19 protein-coding genes are annotated in these 17994 nt (G+C 68.8%); 4 read left to right on the forward strand and 15 right to left on the reverse strand.

Annotated features, from left to right (window positions below):
- Positions 1 to 78: 78 nt before the first annotated feature.
- The 4 genes from CR162_RS18360 to CR162_RS18375 form a co-directional block, all read right to left on the reverse strand.
- Positions 79 to 462 carry a hypothetical protein gene (locus CR162_RS18360; RefSeq protein WP_141563221.1) on the reverse strand — a complete coding sequence of 128 codons (384 nt, stop codon included), beginning with the start codon at positions 460 to 462 and terminating at the stop codon, positions 79 to 81.
- A gap of 192 nt (positions 463 to 654) precedes the next feature.
- Positions 655 to 1065: a hypothetical protein gene (locus tag CR162_RS18365; protein ID WP_141563222.1), complete on the reverse strand. Its 411-nt coding sequence runs from the start codon at positions 1063 to 1065 to the stop codon at positions 655 to 657.
- 98 nt (positions 1066 to 1163) lie between these two features.
- A complete protein-coding gene (locus CR162_RS18370) occupies positions 1164 to 1955 on the reverse strand; it encodes a hypothetical protein (protein ID WP_099096985.1) in 792 nt (263 codons plus the stop codon).
- A gap of 1 nt (position 1956) precedes the next feature.
- Entirely contained in the window at positions 1957 to 2331 is a 375-nt protein-coding gene (locus CR162_RS18375) for a hypothetical protein (protein WP_099096986.1), read from the reverse strand.
- Between the two features lie 292 nt (positions 2332 to 2623).
- On the opposite strand from CR162_RS18375, the gene CR162_RS18380 reads away from it, so the two are divergent.
- From CR162_RS18380 to CR162_RS18395, 4 genes are all read left to right on the forward strand, one after another.
- Positions 2624 to 2923 carry a hypothetical protein gene (locus tag CR162_RS18380; RefSeq protein ID WP_099096987.1) on the forward strand — a complete coding sequence of 100 codons (300 nt, stop codon included), beginning with the start codon at positions 2624 to 2626 and terminating at the stop codon, positions 2921 to 2923.
- Positions 2920 to 6471, forward strand: coding sequence for a MobF family relaxase (gene mobF / locus CR162_RS18385; protein WP_099096988.1), 3552 nt, complete (start codon positions 2920 to 2922; stop codon positions 6469 to 6471). Before CR162_RS18380 ends, mobF begins: the two co-directional genes overlap by 4 nt.
- A gap of 149 nt (positions 6472 to 6620) precedes the next feature.
- Positions 6621 to 6920, forward strand: coding sequence for a hypothetical protein (locus tag CR162_RS18390; RefSeq protein WP_099096989.1), 300 nt, complete (start codon positions 6621 to 6623; stop codon positions 6918 to 6920).
- On the forward strand, positions 6917 to 7348 hold the full coding sequence (locus CR162_RS18395; protein WP_099096990.1) for a type II toxin-antitoxin system VapC family toxin: 432 nt from the start codon (positions 6917 to 6919) through the stop codon (positions 7346 to 7348). Before CR162_RS18390 ends, CR162_RS18395 begins: the two co-directional genes overlap by 4 nt.
- A 56-nt stretch (positions 7349 to 7404) precedes the next feature.
- Here the strand turns inward: CR162_RS18395 and CR162_RS18400 are convergent, their stop codons facing one another.
- From CR162_RS18400 to CR162_RS18445, 11 genes are all read right to left on the reverse strand, one after another.
- Positions 7405 to 9138, reverse strand: coding sequence for a type IV secretory system conjugative DNA transfer family protein (locus CR162_RS18400; protein WP_099096991.1), 1734 nt, complete (start codon positions 9136 to 9138; stop codon positions 7405 to 7407).
- On the reverse strand, positions 9135 to 10196 hold the full coding sequence (locus CR162_RS18405) for an ATPase, T2SS/T4P/T4SS family (RefSeq protein ID WP_099096992.1): 1062 nt from the start codon (positions 10194 to 10196) through the stop codon (positions 9135 to 9137). The genes CR162_RS18400 and CR162_RS18405 overlap by 4 nt, the downstream gene beginning before the upstream one ends.
- Positions 10196 to 11266 (reverse strand): TrbI/VirB10 family protein, encoded by a 1071-nt coding sequence (locus CR162_RS18410; RefSeq protein WP_141563223.1) that lies wholly within the window; start codon positions 11264 to 11266, stop codon positions 10196 to 10198. The genes CR162_RS18405 and CR162_RS18410 overlap by 1 nt, the downstream gene beginning before the upstream one ends.
- Positions 11263 to 12180, reverse strand: a complete 918-nt coding sequence (locus CR162_RS18415; RefSeq protein ID WP_099096994.1) for a TrbG/VirB9 family P-type conjugative transfer protein — start codon at positions 12178 to 12180, stop codon at positions 11263 to 11265. The genes CR162_RS18410 and CR162_RS18415 overlap by 4 nt, the downstream gene beginning before the upstream one ends.
- Complete coding sequence (locus CR162_RS18420; protein ID WP_099096995.1) at positions 12177 to 12953, reverse strand: VirB8/TrbF family protein; 777 nt, start codon at positions 12951 to 12953, stop codon at positions 12177 to 12179. The genes CR162_RS18415 and CR162_RS18420 overlap by 4 nt, the downstream gene beginning before the upstream one ends.
- Complete coding sequence (locus CR162_RS23270; protein ID WP_176559913.1) at positions 12950 to 13114, reverse strand: type IV secretion system lipoprotein VirB7; 165 nt, start codon at positions 13112 to 13114, stop codon at positions 12950 to 12952. The genes CR162_RS18420 and CR162_RS23270 overlap by 4 nt, the downstream gene beginning before the upstream one ends.
- Before the next feature lie 25 nt (positions 13115 to 13139).
- Positions 13140 to 14081, reverse strand: a complete 942-nt coding sequence (locus tag CR162_RS18425) for a type IV secretion system protein (RefSeq protein ID WP_099096996.1) — start codon at positions 14079 to 14081, stop codon at positions 13140 to 13142.
- A 6-nt stretch (positions 14082 to 14087) separates the two neighbouring features.
- Positions 14088 to 14417 carry an EexN family lipoprotein gene (locus CR162_RS18430; RefSeq protein ID WP_099096997.1) on the reverse strand — a complete coding sequence of 110 codons (330 nt, stop codon included), beginning with the start codon at positions 14415 to 14417 and terminating at the stop codon, positions 14088 to 14090.
- A complete protein-coding gene (locus tag CR162_RS18435) occupies positions 14417 to 15112 on the reverse strand; it encodes a type IV secretion system protein (protein WP_099096998.1) in 696 nt (231 codons plus the stop codon). The genes CR162_RS18430 and CR162_RS18435 overlap by 1 nt, the downstream gene beginning before the upstream one ends.
- A 108-nt stretch (positions 15113 to 15220) precedes the next feature.
- Positions 15221 to 17629 carry a VirB4 family type IV secretion/conjugal transfer ATPase gene (locus tag CR162_RS18440; protein WP_099096999.1) on the reverse strand — a complete coding sequence of 803 codons (2409 nt, stop codon included), beginning with the start codon at positions 17627 to 17629 and terminating at the stop codon, positions 15221 to 15223.
- Entirely contained in the window at positions 17622 to 17993 is a 372-nt protein-coding gene (locus CR162_RS18445; protein WP_099097000.1) for a VirB3 family type IV secretion system protein, read from the reverse strand. Before CR162_RS18445 ends, CR162_RS18440 begins: the two co-directional genes overlap by 8 nt.
- Position 17994: the final 1 nt, after the last annotated feature.

The raw sequence follows: 17994 nt of genomic DNA on the forward strand, positions 1-17994 counted from the left end.
GCGAGGCGTAGGGAATATCAGCGGTTCGGCTTTATCAAACAGGCAGCAGGATGCAGCAGGCCAATCGATGATGCAGCTCTAGCCCCTCGCGTTGGCATCCTCGGTGTTCAGCTTTTCCAAACCCAATTCCTGCCGGACATGCGCGTACTGCACCGGATCCAGGCCCCGGCGCTCTCCGGCAAGGCGCCGTAGGGTGGCCAGACCAGCTTCCGTGAAGAAAGCCCGCGCGAACGGCCCTGGTCCCGGCCGGACCATCATCAGGCCGCGCTCCACCATGCTCTGCACCGCCACCGGCAGCTTCGGCTGCCCCGCCTGCGGTCCGCCGCGCCATGTCCGCAGATGGATACCGTCGGCCAGGCGCGGCGAGGTGCCAAACCGTACCCCCAGTTCCCGCCGGATCAGGTTCCGCTCCGCGGCCGTGAAGGTCGGTGAGGAACGGGAGGAGGAAACAGGGTCGGTCATAGGGCCATCATAGCATTGGCAGGACTTCAGGACCCGCACGCCGCGCATCAATCCAGTCTCTTGGTCAGCCGGCGCGTCCTTCCGGATCCGCTCCGGCATCGAGCATATACTTTGCCGCCCAGAAGCACCGCATGGCGTGGTTCGTCCGCACCATTGGCCTAGCCCGGAGGAGGCGATGAACTTCGGTTGCTGTCAGGGCGGATCGGGTGTCCCGCCTGCGCGCCAGAGCGGCAACTGACACCAGCGCCGGCCCTCCTGCGGCGGCTGATCGACACAGGCCCGGTACGCCGCATCCAGGTCATTGCTCCTGAACGCGGCGACAGCGTCGCGCGACAGCGGCCCGAGATCGGTCTGCACCGGCATGCGCCATCCGGCGACAAACCCCACCAGCAGCGCCAGAACGGGCACCGCGCCGTACAGCACCTTGCGGGTCAGGCTGAGCTCGTGCGCCGCCCGGCGCATACCATCTCGCACCTCCCGGAGTGCGGCATCCGCCGCCCGCCGCGCCGCATCCTGGCCGATGCGGTCCATCTCCTGACGCAGCCTGTCCTGCGCGCGCGCCGAGCTGGTCAGCAGCAGCCGCAGCGGCTCCTCCGGTTCCATGCCCATCCTGGCGCAGGCCTGCTCGACCTCGGCCGCCGCGCTGGTGTCCGCCCTCTGCGGGTCCACGGCCAACGTCGCTCGGCCCGTCGCCTCCGGCCTCACGGCAGCCAGGCACCGACCTCCCGCATCTCGGCCTGCAGCGCGGCATTCCAGCTCTTGACCTGCCAGGCGCGGGTGGGACCCAGCTTGCCGTCGCCTCGGCCCGGCCGGTCGGCCATGGCAGCCTCGAAGTTCAGCAACAGCTCCCGCATGGCGTCCAGCGGCGCCAGCGAGCGCATGTAGACCGGGACCGCTCCCGCCTCGACCCAGGCGATGAAGTCGGGATCGGCCTGGATGCCCTGAAAGGCACCGGCCGGGTTCTGGCCGCGCTTCAGCACGCCCTCGTTCAGCACCAGCAGCGTCTGCGGCGTGTTGAAGTAGCCTTCGCGCCAGATCGCATGCGCGTGGGCGAAATCATCCGCCTCCGGACCCAGGAAGTAGACCGCGACCGGCAGCACGCCGACGTCGTGGCAGAACGCCAGCAGATCCAGGTCGCGCACATACTCGGCCAGGGTGCTGTCCTGGCCGCCACCGAGATCGAGCACCGCCGAGCGGCGCTCGGTCAGCATGCGGTCCAGCACCGAGGTCAGCCAGTCCTTGACCTCCACCACATCGGTGGAGGACGGCGTCAGCGCCTCGCCCGGGTAGAGCCGCGACAGGGTCGGGTTGCGCGCGGCGTCGGCGATGATGGGATCGCGCCCTTCCCGTCGCGCCCGCTGCACCATCCAGTCGAGGCCGGTGGTGCCGCCGGTCCGGCCGCGGCCCAGACGCACCACCAGCCTGGGCTGCATCTCCGGAACGCCGCCCACAGCCGGGGTCGGAACCGCCAGGGCGGTCTTGCGCGTCACCATGTCATGCTTTCCTTCCACTGCGGTCGAGGGTTTGCCGCTTCAGCCGCGCCAGCCGGTCCTGCGCCTTGCTCGAACTCTCCCCCGCGGGGTATGCGGTCGGCAGCGCCACCGGCGCGGGCGGCGCAGCAACCGCCTCCGGGCTGGGCCTTGCCGCCATGGCACCGCGGTCGAGCTGAGCCCGCGCCCAGGCCTTGCGCGCCGTCTCCGCCACCCGGCGACGGGCCTTGTGCCCCTCCGGCCCCGGCGCGTCGAAATGCTCCGGGCGCGGCAGCAAGCCCTCCTCGACGAACACCGCCCCGAAGCGCTCCCAGTTCACCCCACCTTCCCTCAGGATACGGGCGAACGCCTCGCGATGGCGGAGCAGCCAGTTCGCCAAGGGTGAGCGGCGAGGACCCTCAGCCCGGGCAGCCTGGATCCGCGCCAGGATCGGATCAGTCACGGCCGACAGCTCTGCAACATCAGCGGAATCGTACCTGCGGTTGTGCATCCTGCCAAGAGACACACGTGGGACAGTTGCACAGATAGGATTGTGCAAAGTTGTTGGCATTGAGGTTGTGGTGACGGGACACAGACGCTACCCAGACGGGAAAGGGCTGGAGCGGCAATATCCCTACAGACCATTGCACCGCCGCTGGCAGTGCTGGGACAGGAGCGGGACGAAAGCGGACATGGACGCGACACGACTGAGCCAGGAACTGGGGGCGCTGCGGGACCAGGTGAGCGCCCTGGAGGCCGGCCAGGACAATCTGGTGCGGGCCATCGGCGAGTTGGCGCCGCTGCTCGGCACTGTCATCGAGGAGCTGCGCCTGCTCTCCCAGGCGGCCTCGGCGGAGGGCCCGGCCAGCGATCTCGGCCCGGAGTTGCGGCGCCTGGCGGAGGCGGTGGACGGCAACACCGCGGCGGTCACCGCGCTGCTGCGGCAGTTGCCGGTCTCTCCTGCCGAGGAGGGTGCAGGCCCGCCGGCATGATGACCTTCCGGGCCGGTGCGCCCGGCGGCGTCGCCCAGGCGGCGGCCTACACCGCGCATCTGCTGGAGCGCACGATCGATCCGGCGCAGCAGGCGCTGGCTGACTACTACGGTCGGGAGAGTTCCTTAGACCCGGAGCGTTCTGAGGGGCTGGGCAGCACCCCCCGCCCCTCGCCGGTGATGGCGCCGGAGATGGCCAGGGCACTGGGGATCGATGCCAGCCGGCCGCTGACCGCCGCGGAGCTGGGCAACATCCTGGGTGGGCTGCGCGCCGATGGCGGCGCCATGCCGGGTCACCAGCGGGACCTGCGGACTTACCGGAACCGGGCGGGTCAGGCGGAGGGTGGGGGCGAGCGCAGCCGCATCGCCTGGATCGACCTGACCTTCTCGGCGCCCAAGAGCGTCTCGGTAGCCTGGATGGCCGCTGGAACCGAGGCCGAGCGCCAATCCATCTACCAGGCGCACAAGGACGCGGTGCGGGAGGCGCTCGGCTATGTTGAGCAGGAGGTGGCCCGCGCCACCTTCGGGCATGGCCGCAGCGGCAAGGCCGAGGAGAGCGGCCGGCTCGGCTTTGTCTCCATCGACCACTTCACCAGCCGGCCCACCGTCGAGATCAGCCGGGCGGATCCGACTACCGGCGTGCAGGCCACCGAGATCTACAGCGTGCCGGTGGCCGGTGATCCGCAGCTGCACACCCACACCATCGTGCCGAACCTGGTGCTGACCCGCAGCGGAAGGGCGATGAGCATCGACACCACCCGCATCGCCGGGCGGGTGCATGAGTTCGGCGCGGTCTACCAGGCACTGCTGGGGCGGAACCTGCGCCGCCTCGGCATGGCGGTGGAACTCGACGAGCGCACCCAGGCGCTGCGCCTCGCCGCCATCCCGGAGGAAATCTGCCGGGCATTCAGCAAGCGCACGGTCAATGGCGAGCGATCCGCCGAGGAGTGGGCGCTGCGCCACGGCTACAGCGCCGAAGCCTGGGCGGCGATGCGCCCGGAGCAGCGGATCGCCATGCTCAAGGCCGCGATCAAGGAAGGCCGTTTCGGCAAGGGCGACGACCTGGCCGATCTCGCCGCCTGGCGGGCGCAGACCGCCGAGCTCGGCTGGCAGTATTCCGGCAGCGCCGTGCGGATGGGGCCGCCGGCGCCGGAACGCAGCCAGCAGCAGCGGGTCGAGGATGCCCTCGCCGGGGCGACGCCGGTGCTGGAGAGCATGCTGGCGCAGCGCGCGGTGGTCACCGGCAGCGACCTACGGCTGGCGGCGGCGCGCGGGCTGATCGCCGGCGGCATGGAAACGCTGGACGACCTGTCGGCGGTGACCCGCGCCATGGCCGAGGGTGGCGTGCGGCAGGATGGGCAGCGGACCGCCCTGTTGTTTCGTCCGGGCGTGTCCAGCCGGCCCGAGCGGGTGCAGGTGACCACGGCACTGCATCGCGACCAGGAGGCGGAGCTGATCGCCTTGGCCCGCACCGCACGGGCGCAGCCGGACGCAGCGCTGGCCCCTGCCCGCCTGGCGCAAGCCGCCGCCGCACGCGGCACGCCCCTGACCGAGGAGCAGCAACGCGCCGCCGAGGCGCTAGGGGCGGGGAACAAGTTCGCCGTGGTGGTCGGCGGTGCGGGAGTTGGCAAGACCACCATCCTGGCGCCGCTGGTGGAGGGGTGGAACGGCCAGGGGCGCGAGGTCTGGGGCACCGCGCTGGCCTGGCGGCAGGCCAATGCGCTGCAGGAGGCCGGGATCAGCGGCGCGCGCACCCTGGCGCTGGAGCCGCTGCTGGATCGGATGGGGCGGCGGCCGCAGGATTTCGGGCCAAGCTCGGTGGTAGCGCTCGACGAGCTGGGCCAGATCGGCACCCGGCAGATGCTGCAGCTGCTGCGGCAGCAGGCGCAACTCGGCTTCAAGCTGGTGGCGGTGGGCGATGACCGGCAATGCCAGGCGATCGAGGCCGGGCCCACCATCGCGCTGCTGCGCCAGGCGCTCGGCCCCGAAGCCATTCCGGAGGTGCTGTCCACCGTGCGGCAGGCGACCGATCGCGAGCGCGCGATCGTCGGGATGTTCCGCGACGGCCGGATCGGTGAGGCGCTGGCCGCCAAGCGGGCCGAGGGCCAGGCGGAGCTGGTCCAGGGCGGCTACGAGGCGGCGGTGCGGCGCGCCGCGGCGCTGTGGGGCGAGCGCGTGGCGGCCAACCAGCAGGATCCGCGCTACAGCGTCACGGTGTCGGCGCCGACCAACCAGGACGCGCTGGCGGTCAGCCGTGCCATCCGCGAGGTGCGCCGGGCGTCAGGCCAGCTTGGTCCGGACCGCCTGACGATCGAGGCCAGCGATGCCACCGGCGCCAGCTACGCCCTGCCGCTGGCAGAGGGGGACCGGGTGCGGCTGTTCCAGCGCACCAGCCGCGCCGGGGCCGGTCGCGACACCATGATGGGCGAGAACGGCTCCGTCCTCACTGTGCGCGAGGTGCGGCCGGACGGGCTCAGGCTGGTGACGCGCGACGGCAAGGAAGGCTTTGTGCCCTGGAAGGGCTTTCGCGACCGCCGCAGCGGGCAGATCCGGCTGACCTATGGCGATGTGCTGACGATCAACACCGCCCAGGGGATCACCAGCGACGAGCACATCCTGGCCATGCCGGCGGGCAGCCGCGGCGTCACCCTCTACGCCGCCCATGTCGGTGCCAGCCGGCATCGCGTGGCCAGCCACATCGTTGGCAGCCTCGGCGCCGAGGCACGCGAGGTCGAGGAGCACCGGCCGGTGAACGCGCCGAAGCTCACGGGCCAGGCGGCGCTGGATGCGGCCTGGGCCAATGTGGAGCGGAACTTTGGCCGCGCGCCGGTGAAGGACAGCGCGCTGGCGCTGCTCCGCCGGTTCCAGGACCTCTCGCAGAAGGCCCGCAACACCTTCCAAGAGGGCATGCGGCGGCGGCAGACGCGGCAGAAGGCGGAGCTGCCGGAAACGCGGCTTGTGCAGCGGGCGCGGGAGAACCGGCAGGCTGAGATCCTGGCACCGGCGTTGCGGCAGATGAGCCTGAACCTGGAGGTGCAGGGCCGGGCCGCCGAGCGTCTCGGGGGTGCGCCACGACAGCCTGCCGCAATCAGCCTGGAGGCGTTGACCCTGCGCCTGGTGGCGCCGCAGGTGGCGGAGGGCCGCATGTCCTACAGCGCGGCGCTGGACGAGGTGATGCTCAGCGCGGTGGATGATCGCAGAAGCCGCGTGCAGCGCGACTACGCCTGGAACCCCGTCCATCAGTTACACTTCCCAAAACTTGGCGGCCCGGTGCATGCCGAGCTCAGCCAGGAGACCATCATGCGCAAACTGGATCAGGCCATTGTCGACTATCAGGCGGGTGGTCCGGCCACGCTGTGGGCAAAGGCAGCAAAGCTGGAGATACCTGGTTTGGAGGTGGAAGGGCTGAAGGACAAGCCAGGCAGAGCCCTGCCGAAGAGCGTAGAGCGCAAAGCCCGACCCCTGCCCTTGAAGGGCTATGCTCAAGGCGCTGAGACTCCCCAACGAAAAGTGCAATTTTTAAGACGAGGGCCCCATAAGCGCCGTTAAGGTTGCAGCACCCTTCTGAATCGCAGACCGCAGGATCAGCGTGCGAGTGCCTCCCAATGGCGAACTCGTTGTCCCAGCCTGAAAAATCTTACGCAATCTTGAGAAGATGCTATGACCAGATATATAACTGGAAAGGCTAGGAGGCCAACATGACCAAGGCTCAGCGCCGCGCCATCCAGAACTACCGGTCTCGTCTTGGTGAGCGTGGACTGGCACGCTTCGAAGTGCTCGGTCGTGACACTGATCGCGATCTGATTCGATCGCTTGCACGCCGCCTGGCCGAGGATACTCCCGAAGCGTTGGCGCTGCGTATGACGGTCAGCCAATCCATCACCCATGAACCGCCTCCCAAGGGAGGTATTCTGTCGGCCCTTCGGCGATCTCCCCTCGTGAACTCTGATCTTGATTTGGCTCGTCCTCATGAAGAGGCGCGCGAGGTCAATTTTTGACGCGGTTCCTGCTCGACACCAATATTATCAGCAATATTGTCAAGCCTAAGCCTTCAGAATCTTTGCTCATCTGGATGGCCGAGCAGAATGATCAGGATCTCTACATTGCGTCTCTTACAGTGGCCGAGATTCACCGGGGCATTCTGGAAAAGCCACCTGGCAAGCGCCGCCACGAACTGGAGACGTGGTTCTCCGGCTCTGAAGGTCCTCAAGCTCTCTTTGCGGATCGCGTTCTATCGTTTGATGAGAAAGCTGCGCTTGCTTGGGCAAAGCTCATGGCTGAAGGAAAGAGGCGTGGACGTCCCCGTAGCGCAATGGACATGATCATTGCCGCTGTCGCCTTGGTGAATGGCTGCGTGGTGGTGACTGACAACGAGAAAGACTTCGAGGGCTTGGAGGTTCTGAACCCGCTTCGGCCCCCGGCATGATCGACGAAGCGCAAGCTTGCAGGCCCTGTCTCTTTCCTCAAAGCAGGCCCGCTGGATCATGGTTGTTGAGCAATCATGCCGCCCTCGACCGTGTCACGCTCCACAGCCACCTCCAGGTTAGGCCATTCGGGCGTTGAACCGCCTCGATCTCGGAACCACTGATCCTCGAACCAACGGATCCGCTGAAGTCTCATCGGCATGATACCTGGCCGCAGCACCACGACCTGATCCCGCTTCATGCGGCTGATCTCCTGCGGCAGCATCAGCGCCCGCCGCCGCATGGCCTCGCTCTCGGTCTGCTTGTTGCTCTGGAACCAGGCCAGGTAGCGCGGCCGGCTGCGGGTGACCTCCTCGACCGTGTCAAAGCCCATCCGCTTGGAGGCTTCCTCCGCCACCTCGATGTCGCAGCCGCCATAAAGCAGCTCCGCCCCGGTGTTGAGGAACAGGTTCTTCGAGCCTTCCTTGCCGAAGGAGGTGACGGTCTGGTTCTTCGACTGGATGACATAGGCCAGCCGAAAGCCGTAGCTGCGGGTAAAGGCCACGGCATCGGCCAGCACGCTGACCTCGCCCAGCGCCCAGAATTCGTCCAGCATGACCAGCACGCGATGCCGGTGCGCCGGATCCTCGCCGAACTCCTGCTGCGTGTTGGCAGCGACAAACTGACTGAAGAACATCTGGTAGATGATGCGCAGCCGGCGGATGTCGTCCGGGCTCGCCACCACAAAGATGCTCATCTTGCGGGTGCGGATGGCGCCAAGGTCGAAGTCGCTCTCCGCCGTGCCGGCGGCGACACGCGGGATCTCCCAGAGCGCCAGCGCCGTGGTGGTGGTCTCGATGACGCTGGCGGCGCTTTCATCCTCCTTGCGGCGGATGATGGCGCTGATCGTGTCGACGGCCGCGACCGGGTAGGGCCGTCCCTCCTCCCGCGCCCGCTGCAGCATGGCCTGGAAGTTCTCCGCCCAGTCCGGCCGCGCCAGCAGGCGCCGCACCGCCTGCACGGTGAGCGGCTCGCTTGGCGTCTCGGCCAGCAGCAGCGCCGCCGCGCCGGCCAGCCGCCGTCCGGCATTGTCCCAGAACGGGTTCTGCGCCTTGGTTTCCGGCACCAGGCGGAACATCGCCTTCTGGATGTCGTTGAAGGCTTCCGGCGTGCCGCGCCGCACCTGTCCGAGCGGATTCCAGCGATGCGTCCGCCCGTCATGGCTCATCAGGTCAAATAGAAAGACCTCGTCGCCCAGCCGTTGCCGCTCGGCCGCGGCCGCCTGGGCCACGTCGCGCTTGACCGAGAAGCAGACCAGCGAGCCGCCCCAGTTCTGGCAGTTGGGCACCACAAATCCGACCCCCTTGCCAGCCCCGGTGCGGGCATAGAGCGCCACATGGTCCTGGCCCGGCAGGCTGACCAGGTTCTGCCCGTCCCGCCCCAGGACGATGGCGTCGCCGGGCGGGGCCTTGGACCAGACCAGCCCATCGGCCTCGCCCTCCTTGCGGGTCAGCCAGCGCGTCTCGCCATGCAGCTTCCGCTTCGGCGTGAGGATCTGGTGGCTGCGCCAGACCAGCGTGGCGATCAGGGCCGAGGCGCCCGCGGCTGAGATCAGCAGGCTCTGCGGCACCCGGTAATAGTCGAAATAGTGCCAGCCGATCAGGAACCACTGCAGCGGCAGGTAGTGCGGCGGCAGGGCTTCCGCGGCCTGCCACATCCCCAGCAGGGCGATCAGGGCCAGCGAGGCGACCATGGCCCAGAGGATGGCAAAGACCACGGCCAGTCCGGCCCAGCGGGCGCCGAGCTGGGTCACAGCGCATGCTCCGTCAGCAGCGCCGCCGGCGTGCCGCCGTCGCGCAGCACCGCGTCCTTGAACCAGACCTCCTTGATGGAGAAGACCCCGGCCTCGTTGCGCAGCGGGATGATGATGTCCACCGCGTCGCCCAGCATGCCGGCCAGATTGTCATCGGCCATGCTGTTGCCGCCGGCGGTCTTGCAGAAGTTGAACATGCGTCGGAACGCCTCCTGCGGCGTGCGGCCGTGGATGGTGGTGGGGCTGCCGGGATGGCCGGAGAGGATGCCGCCGAGATAGACCCAGGCCGCCTCACCGGTGCGGATCTCCTGCACCGGCACCCGGTCGGGGCGCATGCGCATAGCCGCAGCGATCAGCTCCGCCGCCCCGGCGGCGCCGCCGGTCTGGCTGTAGAGCAGGCGCACGGCGTTGGGCTGGGCGAGGATCAGCTCCTGGCTGTCCTCCACCGTGACGATGCGCTCCTCGAGCGGCACCGCGGCCATCAGGCTCTTGAACAAATCGGTCTTGCCGCCGCCGGTGGCCGCGCACATCCAGATGTTGAGCTTGCGGCGCATGGCCAGCGTCAGAAAGCCCACCGTGTCGCCCTGGTCATAGAGGGCCAGCAGCTCGCCGGAGAGGCGCTGCCGGATGGCACCGCGCTGGCCCCAGGCATTCCAGCCCTCGGTCCGGTAGCGCTCGGGAAGGGTGTCGAGCGGCGCCACTGTGTTGCCTGGGCGCCGCCAGGTCAGGCTGATGCTGCCGCCAGGCACGGCCGGCGGCAGGATGGCCTGGAGCCGCAGCAAGGACCGGCCACCCTCCCCCGCCGGTCCTGGCATCTCGGTGGAGAGCAGCGGCGAGCGCTCATCGACATCCTGCCCCCGCAGCGAGCCCGCCAGCATGGCGATACTTTCCAAGGTCTGGAAATCCAGCTCAGGCTGCTGTCGCACGGACCAGCCACCGCCCTGCCGCCACCAGACCTCGCCCGGCGCGTTGACGGCGACGTCCTGGGTGGCGCGGTCGTGGAACAGATCGGCGAGGGGCGCCATGGCGTAGCCAAGCATGGGCAGTGCCGGGTGCATCAGCGCAGCCTCAGCTCGTAGACGTCGGAGAAGTCGAGGTCGCGGGCGACGAACACCGCCTCCTGCGCGCCGGCCGGCGAGGTGCCGTAGGGCGGGATGTTCACCGTGGCGTCGAGGGCGCGGCTGGCTGCGTTGGTGCCGCCGCTGCGCGCCGTGTTGAAGGTGATGCGGGTGCCGTCGCCCTCGGTGGCGTTGGCGGCGGTCTGCGCCGCCGCCTGCAGCCCGGCATCAATAAAGGACAGCATGATCGCGCCGCCGAAACGGGCCCAGAAATTGGTGTGCACCTCCACCGGGATGCCAGACGTGCCCATCGGATCAGTGCCCGGGCTGGCCAGATCAACCACCACACTGTCGGGCGTCTCGGCCCGCTGCCACAGAATGAAGGCGCGGTTCTGCCCCTGCATCATCGCCTGCCTGACCTGCCCGACCAGCCGCGTGCCGGCCGGCAGCAGCACGGTGGTGCCGGTGGTGGACATCACCGGCTGCGGCACCTGGCAGCGGACAAAGCCTGGCAGCTGGGTGTTGACCGGCGTTTCCCGGATGCAGCCGATCAGGCTGCCCTGGGTCAGCGTCAGATGCGGGTTGCGCAGCCGGCGGGCCCGCGCGCCCTCCGTGCGGGTGGCGTGCAGCCGGGCAGCCAGCCCGTCCTCCTCACCTCCGAGCAACCCTCCCTGCCCGACCGGCAGAGTTGGCGTAGCGTGATCATCAGTGCCACTTGGGCTGCGCGCCTCGTAGGCCATGATCGGGCTGGGCTTGATTGGCCGCGCAGGCGACGAGGGTGCGGCCTGCGCTGATGGCTGCAGGGTCATGCTGGGGGGTGGCAGCACCACCGGGGTCGCGGTCAGAGCCGGCTCTGGTGGCGGCATGCGGAACACAGGCCTTGGTGCACCGGCCTCGCCGGAGGCAGCGCCCACATCCTGCGCCGGCGGCTGGCGCTCCTGTGGACCGCCATTGATCAGCCAGACGGCGAAGGCGGCGCCGATGCAGAGCGTGACGATGCCGATCTTGCCGGCGAAGCCCATCGGTCGGCGGCCCTGGCCGACCGGCGGGGCATTCCCAGCTTCGCTCACGACTGCGCCGCCTTGGGCGTCAGCACCACGTCGGGCGAGACGGTGCCGGTGCCGCGGCCTGCCGGGTCATAGCCCTTGTTGACGACGCAGAGGGTCGCCTGGCCATCGCTCAGGATCAGCCGCGGCGTGTTGGTATGCACCACCACCCAGCCCTGCGGGTTCATCGTGTTGTTGGCCACCGCCGGGGTGCCATCGGGCAGCACGGTGGTGATGGCGGGCACGCGCTGGACGCCGGGAAAGCGCAGAAAAATCTGCCGACCGTCATCGCAGATCTCCGCCGGCGCCAGCCGGGCATCACCGATCCCGACCCAGCGGAAATTCGCGTCTGGTGTGGCGGCACAGGGCGCAGCCTGGGCTTGGCGCAGCGCCGCCTCGGCCGCCTGCTGCTGGCGGGCGGCGGCGCGTGCCTGCCAGCGCGCCTGGCGCCGCGCCTGCTCGGCGGCCAGGTTGCGCAGGCGGACGCTGTAGAAGGCCTCCTTGGCGTCCGCCGTCTCCAGCTGAAAGCGGTAGCGCTGCTGCGGCAGGCCGTCGCGCTCGGTCAGTACAAAGAAGGGCTGCGGCTCGAGCGCGCGATGCGGCTTGAGGGCCACCGTGTTGCCGCGCACCGCGACCGACAAATTGCCGTCGGTCGTGGCATTGCCCTGAGCACTGCCGGTCCGGGTCAGCGCCTGGGCGCCCAGCATCAGGCTGTTGTCCGAGGCCGGCGTGCCGACCACCCGCTCGCCGGGCGGCAGTTCGATCAGCGCGGTGGTGCCGGGCTGAATGCGCAGCAGCACGACCCGGTCTTCCGTCGCGGTGATGCAGCGGACGCGGGAGTCTTCGCCGGCCGAGCAGGGCGATGGTTCCTGCGCCGCCCAGGCTGGCATGGCCGTGAGGCCGGCCAGCACCGCGGCCAAAGCGGGCCTGCGGCTCATGGCATGGCTCCTTCCTCGGTGATGGAATATTCGGTGACCTGCAGGCCGAGCGGATTGTGGGTGACCAGTTGCCAGGACGGCACCTTGACCCCGGCCCGGAAGCGGATGGTGGCCGAGTAGTTGCGGATGAGGGGGCGCTGACCCTCGGTGCGCTGGGTGCGGGTGAACCAGACCTTGTAGCTGTCGGGATCCCGACCGCCGCAGCCTTCCAGGGCGGCGTCGCGGATACAGAACAAATTCTCGGTGCGGCGTTCGATCTGCGCCTGGGTCCGGGTGCCATAGACCCGGAAGGGGCTCTGCTCGTTCCGGGGATCGACGCTGGCCTGGTAGGCGTCGCCCACCGCCTTGTCCGAAAGGATGTAGACGAATTGCTGCGCCTCAGGATGCCCGGCCGAGCTGTAGCCTTCGCGGGCCGCCACATAGCGCCAAAGGGTCGCCGACATCGCGGCGCGGCGGTCTGAGGTGGTCAGGTCCCGCTCCGAGGCTGAGGTGCGGAAGGTGCCGTCGCTGTTGAAGGCGACATAGACGATCTGGGTCTTCTCGCGCGCCAGCAGGAAGACCACGGCCCCGGCGAGGGCCACGGAAACGACGATCTGGCTGATGCCCGTGGCCATGGCCATGCGGGAGCGCCGGTTGTCGCGCCGCTGCGAAGCTGCCTGGGACTGGAGGATGCGCTGGTAATGCGCCGCGGCCTGCTCCGGACTGACCACGGCCGCCGTGGAACTGGCCCGAAAGACGGCCACCGCTTCCTCGGGTGCCGACGAGGCGCTCATCGCAGATCCTCCGGCGCCGGCGTCCAGAGGCCGGCATTCAGCACGAAGGGCGTGCCCTGGCAGGCCCGTGCCTCCTGCGCCGCATCAAGCCGGGCGCAGCCAGTCAGGGCGGCACAGGCCAAGGTCAGAACCAGGACCAGCGGTCGGAAAGCGAACATCATGACGGATCGGGTCCTTGTTGCTGTCTCAGCGGCCACCACGGCCCATGCTCCGCTTGATCGAGGCACCGATGGCCGCGCCCATACGGGCGGCCGACGCCGTGCCGCTCACGGCCGCGCCGCTGGCGACTTTGCCCCCAGCCAACCCGGCGCCGACGCTGGTCGCGACACCTGCGCCACCACTGCCACCGATCGAGGCCAGCATGGGCAGCCCGACCATGATCAGGGAGCAGATGAAGAACCAGGCACAGAGGCTGAGAAGATCGGAAATGGTCGCCGACATGCCGTTGTCGGCGGTGAAGCGCTGCTGGATCCAAGTCATGCCACCCGCCAGCGCAATCTCCGTCATGACCCAGGAATACAGCGTCAGGGCAGAGACTGAGATCAGCTTGCCGAACCAGTCGAGGACGTACTGCCGGCTCGTCTCGAACAAGGCAGCGATCAGCAGGAACGGCCCGGCGGAGATGATCAGCGCGGTGGCCACGCGCGCGACCTGCCAGACCGCGAACACAAATGCCAGGAAGAGATGCAGGAACAACTGCACGATGCTGACCGACATGCTAGCACGGATATTCCAGAACGGATTGCCAATACGCTGATCCGCCAGAGCGACGACGTGCTCGATCGCTTGAGCGATGCTGTTGAACCGTTGGGCAGCTGTGATACTCACAGGACCACCATTCAATGCTGATGCAATACCGTTTGGAATCGTTATCCAGAAAGGCTCACGAATGACGGCGTTGTAGTTTCCGACTTGCAAGAGGGCGAGGACGATGAGCCCCAGGATGATCTTGCGGACACCCCAGCTGACCGTCATGTCGCCACGCAACATCAGGACGGCTGCAATTAACACCAGCAGCATCATGGCGCCGCGCAGATAGGACAGCGTGAACGCGATGCCACCAGCGATGACATTGTCCATCGCCCGGATGGTCAGGCCATCGAAATATGTGACCCATTGCTCGTACATGGCCGCTCAGATCCTGCCGCAGTACTGCCCAAACATCCCGCGCTGGCTCTCTGGCTTCTTGCATGCATCCTGGATGGCACCCCGCATCAGCGGGCTTTCCGTCGGATCAAAGCCCGGAATGGGCGAGGATGGTGCGATCTTCCTGGCGCGCTCGCGATCCTCGGCCTTCTGCGCATTGCCGCAGACCGGATCCTGACCTAGCCGCATATCGTCGCGACATTTCCTCAGCCAAGCGCCGCGCTCCGCCGGATGCGCCTGGAACCACGGGATGTCGTGCTCCGCCGCCATGGCGGCGGTCGAGGTGAGCAGGAGCATCGCCAGAGCGAGGCGGCGCATCACCAGCCTCCCAGGGCGCCGGCGGTGGCCTCGGCGTGGCGGTCCACATCCTGCCGCCATTGCTGCTCATAGCGTTGCTGCGTCACGCGGTTGTCCGCTTCCAGCAGCATCTGCGTTTGCTGCAGCTGCACCTGCTGCAGCGCTAGCTTCTGGCCCACCAGGGCGATCCCCGCCTGATGCGCGGCCACCGCGGTGCCGTCCGGCTGCGCCTCGATCTCCGCCTGCATGCGGTCCAGCGACGCCATCTGCGCCTGCGCGTCCACCAGCGCCTGCTCGCTCATCGCCTTGGCATTGGCGGTGACCGTCTCCCGTCGCGTCATCTCGCGGGTCCATTGATCCACCGTGGGCGGGATGTAGACGCGGTCGAGATCGATCTGCCCGGCGGCCCGCCCCAGGGTGGAGGCGCCGCGCATGGCGCCCATCAGCTCGCCCGGCAGCGGCAGGTTGGAGCTGGACAGGCCCCCCACCGCGCCCGTCAGCCCGCCGATGCTGGTGGCGTGGCTGATGGCGTTGTAGGTCGCGACCAGCTGGCGGTATTGCATCTGCATCTCGCGGATCTGCGTCAGCAGCCGCTCGGCCTGCAGGATGTTGTAGGTGGCGTTGCCGGGATCCCAGACCACCCATTGCGCCTTGGCGGGCGGAGATCCGGCGCCAAGGAAGGTCGCGCCGACCGTGGCCAGCAGGATGCGCTTCATGGGGTTCTCCCTCCGCTGTCGTCCGGCGCCGTCAGGTCAGCACCAGGTGGTGGTCCAATCGCCGGGGCTCGCCTGATCAGCCTCGACTCTCATGATGGCCCGCTGATCTCAGGGACCGGCCTGGGTGCCTTCCCGCAGCCGCCGCCAGAACACCGGCAGCCAGACCGAAGGGTCCTGGCCATGGTTGCCGATGGTGTCGGCCATCAGCCTGATGGTGCCGGCACGGCTGGACAGCACCGCCAGATGCTCGGGCAGCGCTCCGAGATCCATCAGGCAGCGCACGGCGTAGCTTTCCCGCATCAGGATCTTGGAGCGTGGGCCGACCAACATGTCGCGGCTGACCGCCTGGTGAATGCGCGGCGAGCAGCCCAGCCCCTCGACATAGCTGTCGCGGCGCGCATCCGGATTGGCGTAGAGCACCCGCGTCTTGGCCTGGGCAATCAGCGAAGCCCCCACCGGATGCTCCAGGATGTGCTCCGGCTGCTGGATGGCGAGGTCGAGCGAGACCTCCTTCTTGCGGCCGGTGAGCACCAGATCCTCGAAGCCGCGCGCGAAGCGCATTTCCTGGGCGCCGTTCACCATGGCAATGGGCGGCATGTAGGCCCGCCCCTCATCGGCATGCACCACGACGCGACGCCCATCAGCGACCAGCCCGGTGCGGTAGAGCAGATAGGCGGCCAACGGCGGCATCACCGCCGCGTCCTCCAGCACCTCCGTTGGATCGACGCTGGCGAAGGGGGCGCCAAAGTCAAGCCGATCCGCCTCGCCATCGAAGGCCCAGCCGCGCGCATTGCCGCGGCACCACACCTCCAGACGGGCCCCGTCGCCCAGGGCATCCCCGTGGTCGAGGAACTGGCGCACCCCGGCCAGGCTGCGCATGGGGGCGGGCATGCGCATGACCCAGGCGATGCCCTTGTCGAGGCGGCGGTTGCTGTCGGGCCGCAGCGCACCCCGTCCATCAGCCATGATCAGGCCGGAGATGAATTCGTGCAGCCAGGCGCGATTGGCCTCGGTGTTGTCGAGGCCGCGCAGCGGCGCCGCACCACTGTCCAGGCCACGCCGGATCCGGGCCACCGGCCCGCCCATGGCGCGCACCAGGATCTCGTTGGCGCCGTCCTTGTCGAAGAGGATCTGGCTGCCGCCCTGGCCGCCCACCAGCGGATCCAGCATCACGGCGTCGAAGGCCATGTCCAGCGTCTTGCCGGAGCCGGTCGGCCCGAAGCGCAGCCGGTGGCCGACATCACGCAGGTGCCACGGCACCTCGTAGGGCGTGTTGCCGACCGTGCGGACACGGTAGAGCGGCCTACCCCAGTGGTGGCTGGCGTCGCCCCGGGGATGCGCGTGCATCGAAGACATGGCGGCAAAGGCGACGCTCGGCAGGCCACCGGCCCGGCCGCGCAAATAGTGTGGCGAACCGGGCAGCTGCGCCCAGAAGGCGCCCTCAACCCCGGCATCCTCGGTGGCCACCACGGCGCCGGCATCGGTCACGGCGTTGCGGGCCCGGGCACCCCATTCCTCCAGATCCGCCAGCCGGTCGGCGTGCACGGCCAGGGACCAGAGATGCTCGCCCAGCACGTGCTCGCCCCGGTCGACGGCGTCCATCGCCTCGTCCAGCTCCAGGCGGAGCGACACGGCGCGGTCGCCGGCATTGCTCATATGGCGGGCGCGCAGCGCCATCTTGTCGCTGGCGCTGGTGCGGCCGAAGAACCCGAAGGAATTGGTCAGCACGAAGCGGAAGGGCTGGCCGATCAGCTGGTCGAACATGCCGACCCGCCAGCGGGTCGGGTAGATCCGGAAGCCCAGCATCAGCCCGTGCGGGCATTCGGCATAGTCCCGGGCCGGGATCTCGACGCGGAACCCCTTGTCGGCGAAGGTGACGCGGTCATTGTAGAGCGCGGCACCCATTTGCCCGCCCTCCACCAGCGGCACCGGCATCCAGCGCGCGTAGAGCACCATCCGGTGCGCCTCGGCGATCTCGCTGAACAGCACGCCGCCCTCCTCCCGCACGCCGAGCCGACGCGGCTGGAAGCCAGCCAGGGCGCTCATGGCGGCACGAGTCTTGTCCTGCAGCATGGACAGACGCCGATCGAGCCCGAGGTCGCGCCCAGGCTTGCGGCGGCGGCGCACCAGCGGCGCGCGCGGCCGGACAATCAGGGTCAGGAACCAGGATGTGCCGCGCAGCCCGGCCAGGCAGGCCTGGTAGTCCCGCGCCAGCGCCGCCCCGTAGAAGGTCCGATGCTGCGTTGGTGGCAACGGGCGGACACTGTCGTGCTGGATCAGGTGTTCATAGATGGTGAGTTCCGGCTCGGCGATGTTGCGCAGCAGTTCGGCCCGGACGGCGTGGGCGGTGTTGAGCGCCGCATTGCCGGCGAGTTCGAAGGGGTAGCCCTCGACCTCGATGACGGCGCAGAGCGAGCCGTCGCGCATCATCATCACGTCCGGCGCGATATGCCCGTGATGCGCGGCATAGGCCGTCGCGGTCCGCTCGAAGAACGCGGAGGCCAGGCCGTCAAACATGCCACAGCCCCCTCACCTCCTGCCGGCGGTGCCGCCGGCTCAGCGGAAAATGCGCGATCGACGCACCACCCCAGCGCGGCGCGTCGAAGGCGGCGCTGGAGGTGCGGAACCAGACGCCAATCACCGCCAGCGCGTACCAGTCGCGCTCCACCCACCAGCGCAGCGGCGCCCAGATGGCGACAAAGAGGCCGGCGGCGCTGATGGTGCCCGACAGCCCACCCCAGAACATCGCCAGTTCGACGCAGACCAGTCCCAGCAGCAGACAGGCCGAGAAGGGCAGACCGATCCAGGGCACCAGCGGCGGCCGGGTGGCGCCCAAGGGGATCATTCCCTCCGTGCGATCGACCTCCTCGGCCCGAGCCATG

Source organism: Teichococcus rhizosphaerae (assembly GCF_002631185.1).
Taxonomy (GTDB): domain Bacteria; phylum Pseudomonadota; class Alphaproteobacteria; order Acetobacterales; family Acetobacteraceae; genus Pseudoroseomonas; species Pseudoroseomonas rhizosphaerae.

Bases quoted from the DNA above. Each gene is read 5' to 3' on its own strand.
- CR162_RS18360 (WP_141563221.1), bottom strand. From the start codon at position 462: ATGACCGACCCTGTTTCCTCCTCCCGTTCCTCACCGACCTTCACGGCC.
- CR162_RS18365 (WP_141563222.1), bottom strand. From the start codon at position 1,065: ATGGAACCGGAGGAGCCGCTGCGGCTGCTGCTGACCAGCTCGGCGCGC.
- CR162_RS18370 (WP_099096985.1), bottom strand. From the start codon at position 1,955: ATGGTGACGCGCAAGACCGCCCTGGCGGTTCCGACCCCGGCTGTGGGC.
- CR162_RS18380 (WP_099096987.1), top strand. From the start codon at position 2,624: ATGGACGCGACACGACTGAGCCAGGAACTGGGGGCGCTGCGGGACCAG.
- mobF (WP_099096988.1), top strand. From the start codon at position 2,920: ATGATGACCTTCCGGGCCGGTGCGCCCGGCGGCGTCGCCCAGGCGGCG.
- CR162_RS18390 (WP_099096989.1), top strand. From the start codon at position 6,621: ATGACCAAGGCTCAGCGCCGCGCCATCCAGAACTACCGGTCTCGTCTT.
- CR162_RS18405 (WP_099096992.1), bottom strand. From the start codon at position 10,196: ATGCACCCGGCACTGCCCATGCTTGGCTACGCCATGGCGCCCCTCGCC.
- CR162_RS18415 (WP_099096994.1), bottom strand. From the start codon at position 12,180: ATGAGCCGCAGGCCCGCTTTGGCCGCGGTGCTGGCCGGCCTCACGGCC.
- CR162_RS18420 (WP_099096995.1), bottom strand. From the start codon at position 12,953: ATGAGCGCCTCGTCGGCACCCGAGGAAGCGGTGGCCGTCTTTCGGGCC.
- CR162_RS23270 (WP_176559913.1), bottom strand. From the start codon at position 13,114: ATGATGTTCGCTTTCCGACCGCTGGTCCTGGTTCTGACCTTGGCCTGT.
- CR162_RS18425 (WP_099096996.1), bottom strand. From the start codon at position 14,081: ATGTACGAGCAATGGGTCACATATTTCGATGGCCTGACCATCCGGGCG.
- CR162_RS18430 (WP_099096997.1), bottom strand. From the start codon at position 14,417: ATGCGCCGCCTCGCTCTGGCGATGCTCCTGCTCACCTCGACCGCCGCC.
- CR162_RS18435 (WP_099096998.1), bottom strand. From the start codon at position 15,112: ATGAAGCGCATCCTGCTGGCCACGGTCGGCGCGACCTTCCTTGGCGCC.
- CR162_RS18440 (WP_099096999.1), bottom strand. From the start codon at position 17,629: ATGTTTGACGGCCTGGCCTCCGCGTTCTTCGAGCGGACCGCGACGGCC.
- CR162_RS18445 (WP_099097000.1), bottom strand. From the start codon at position 17,993: ATGGCTCGGGCCGAGGAGGTCGATCGCACGGAGGGAATGATCCCCTTG.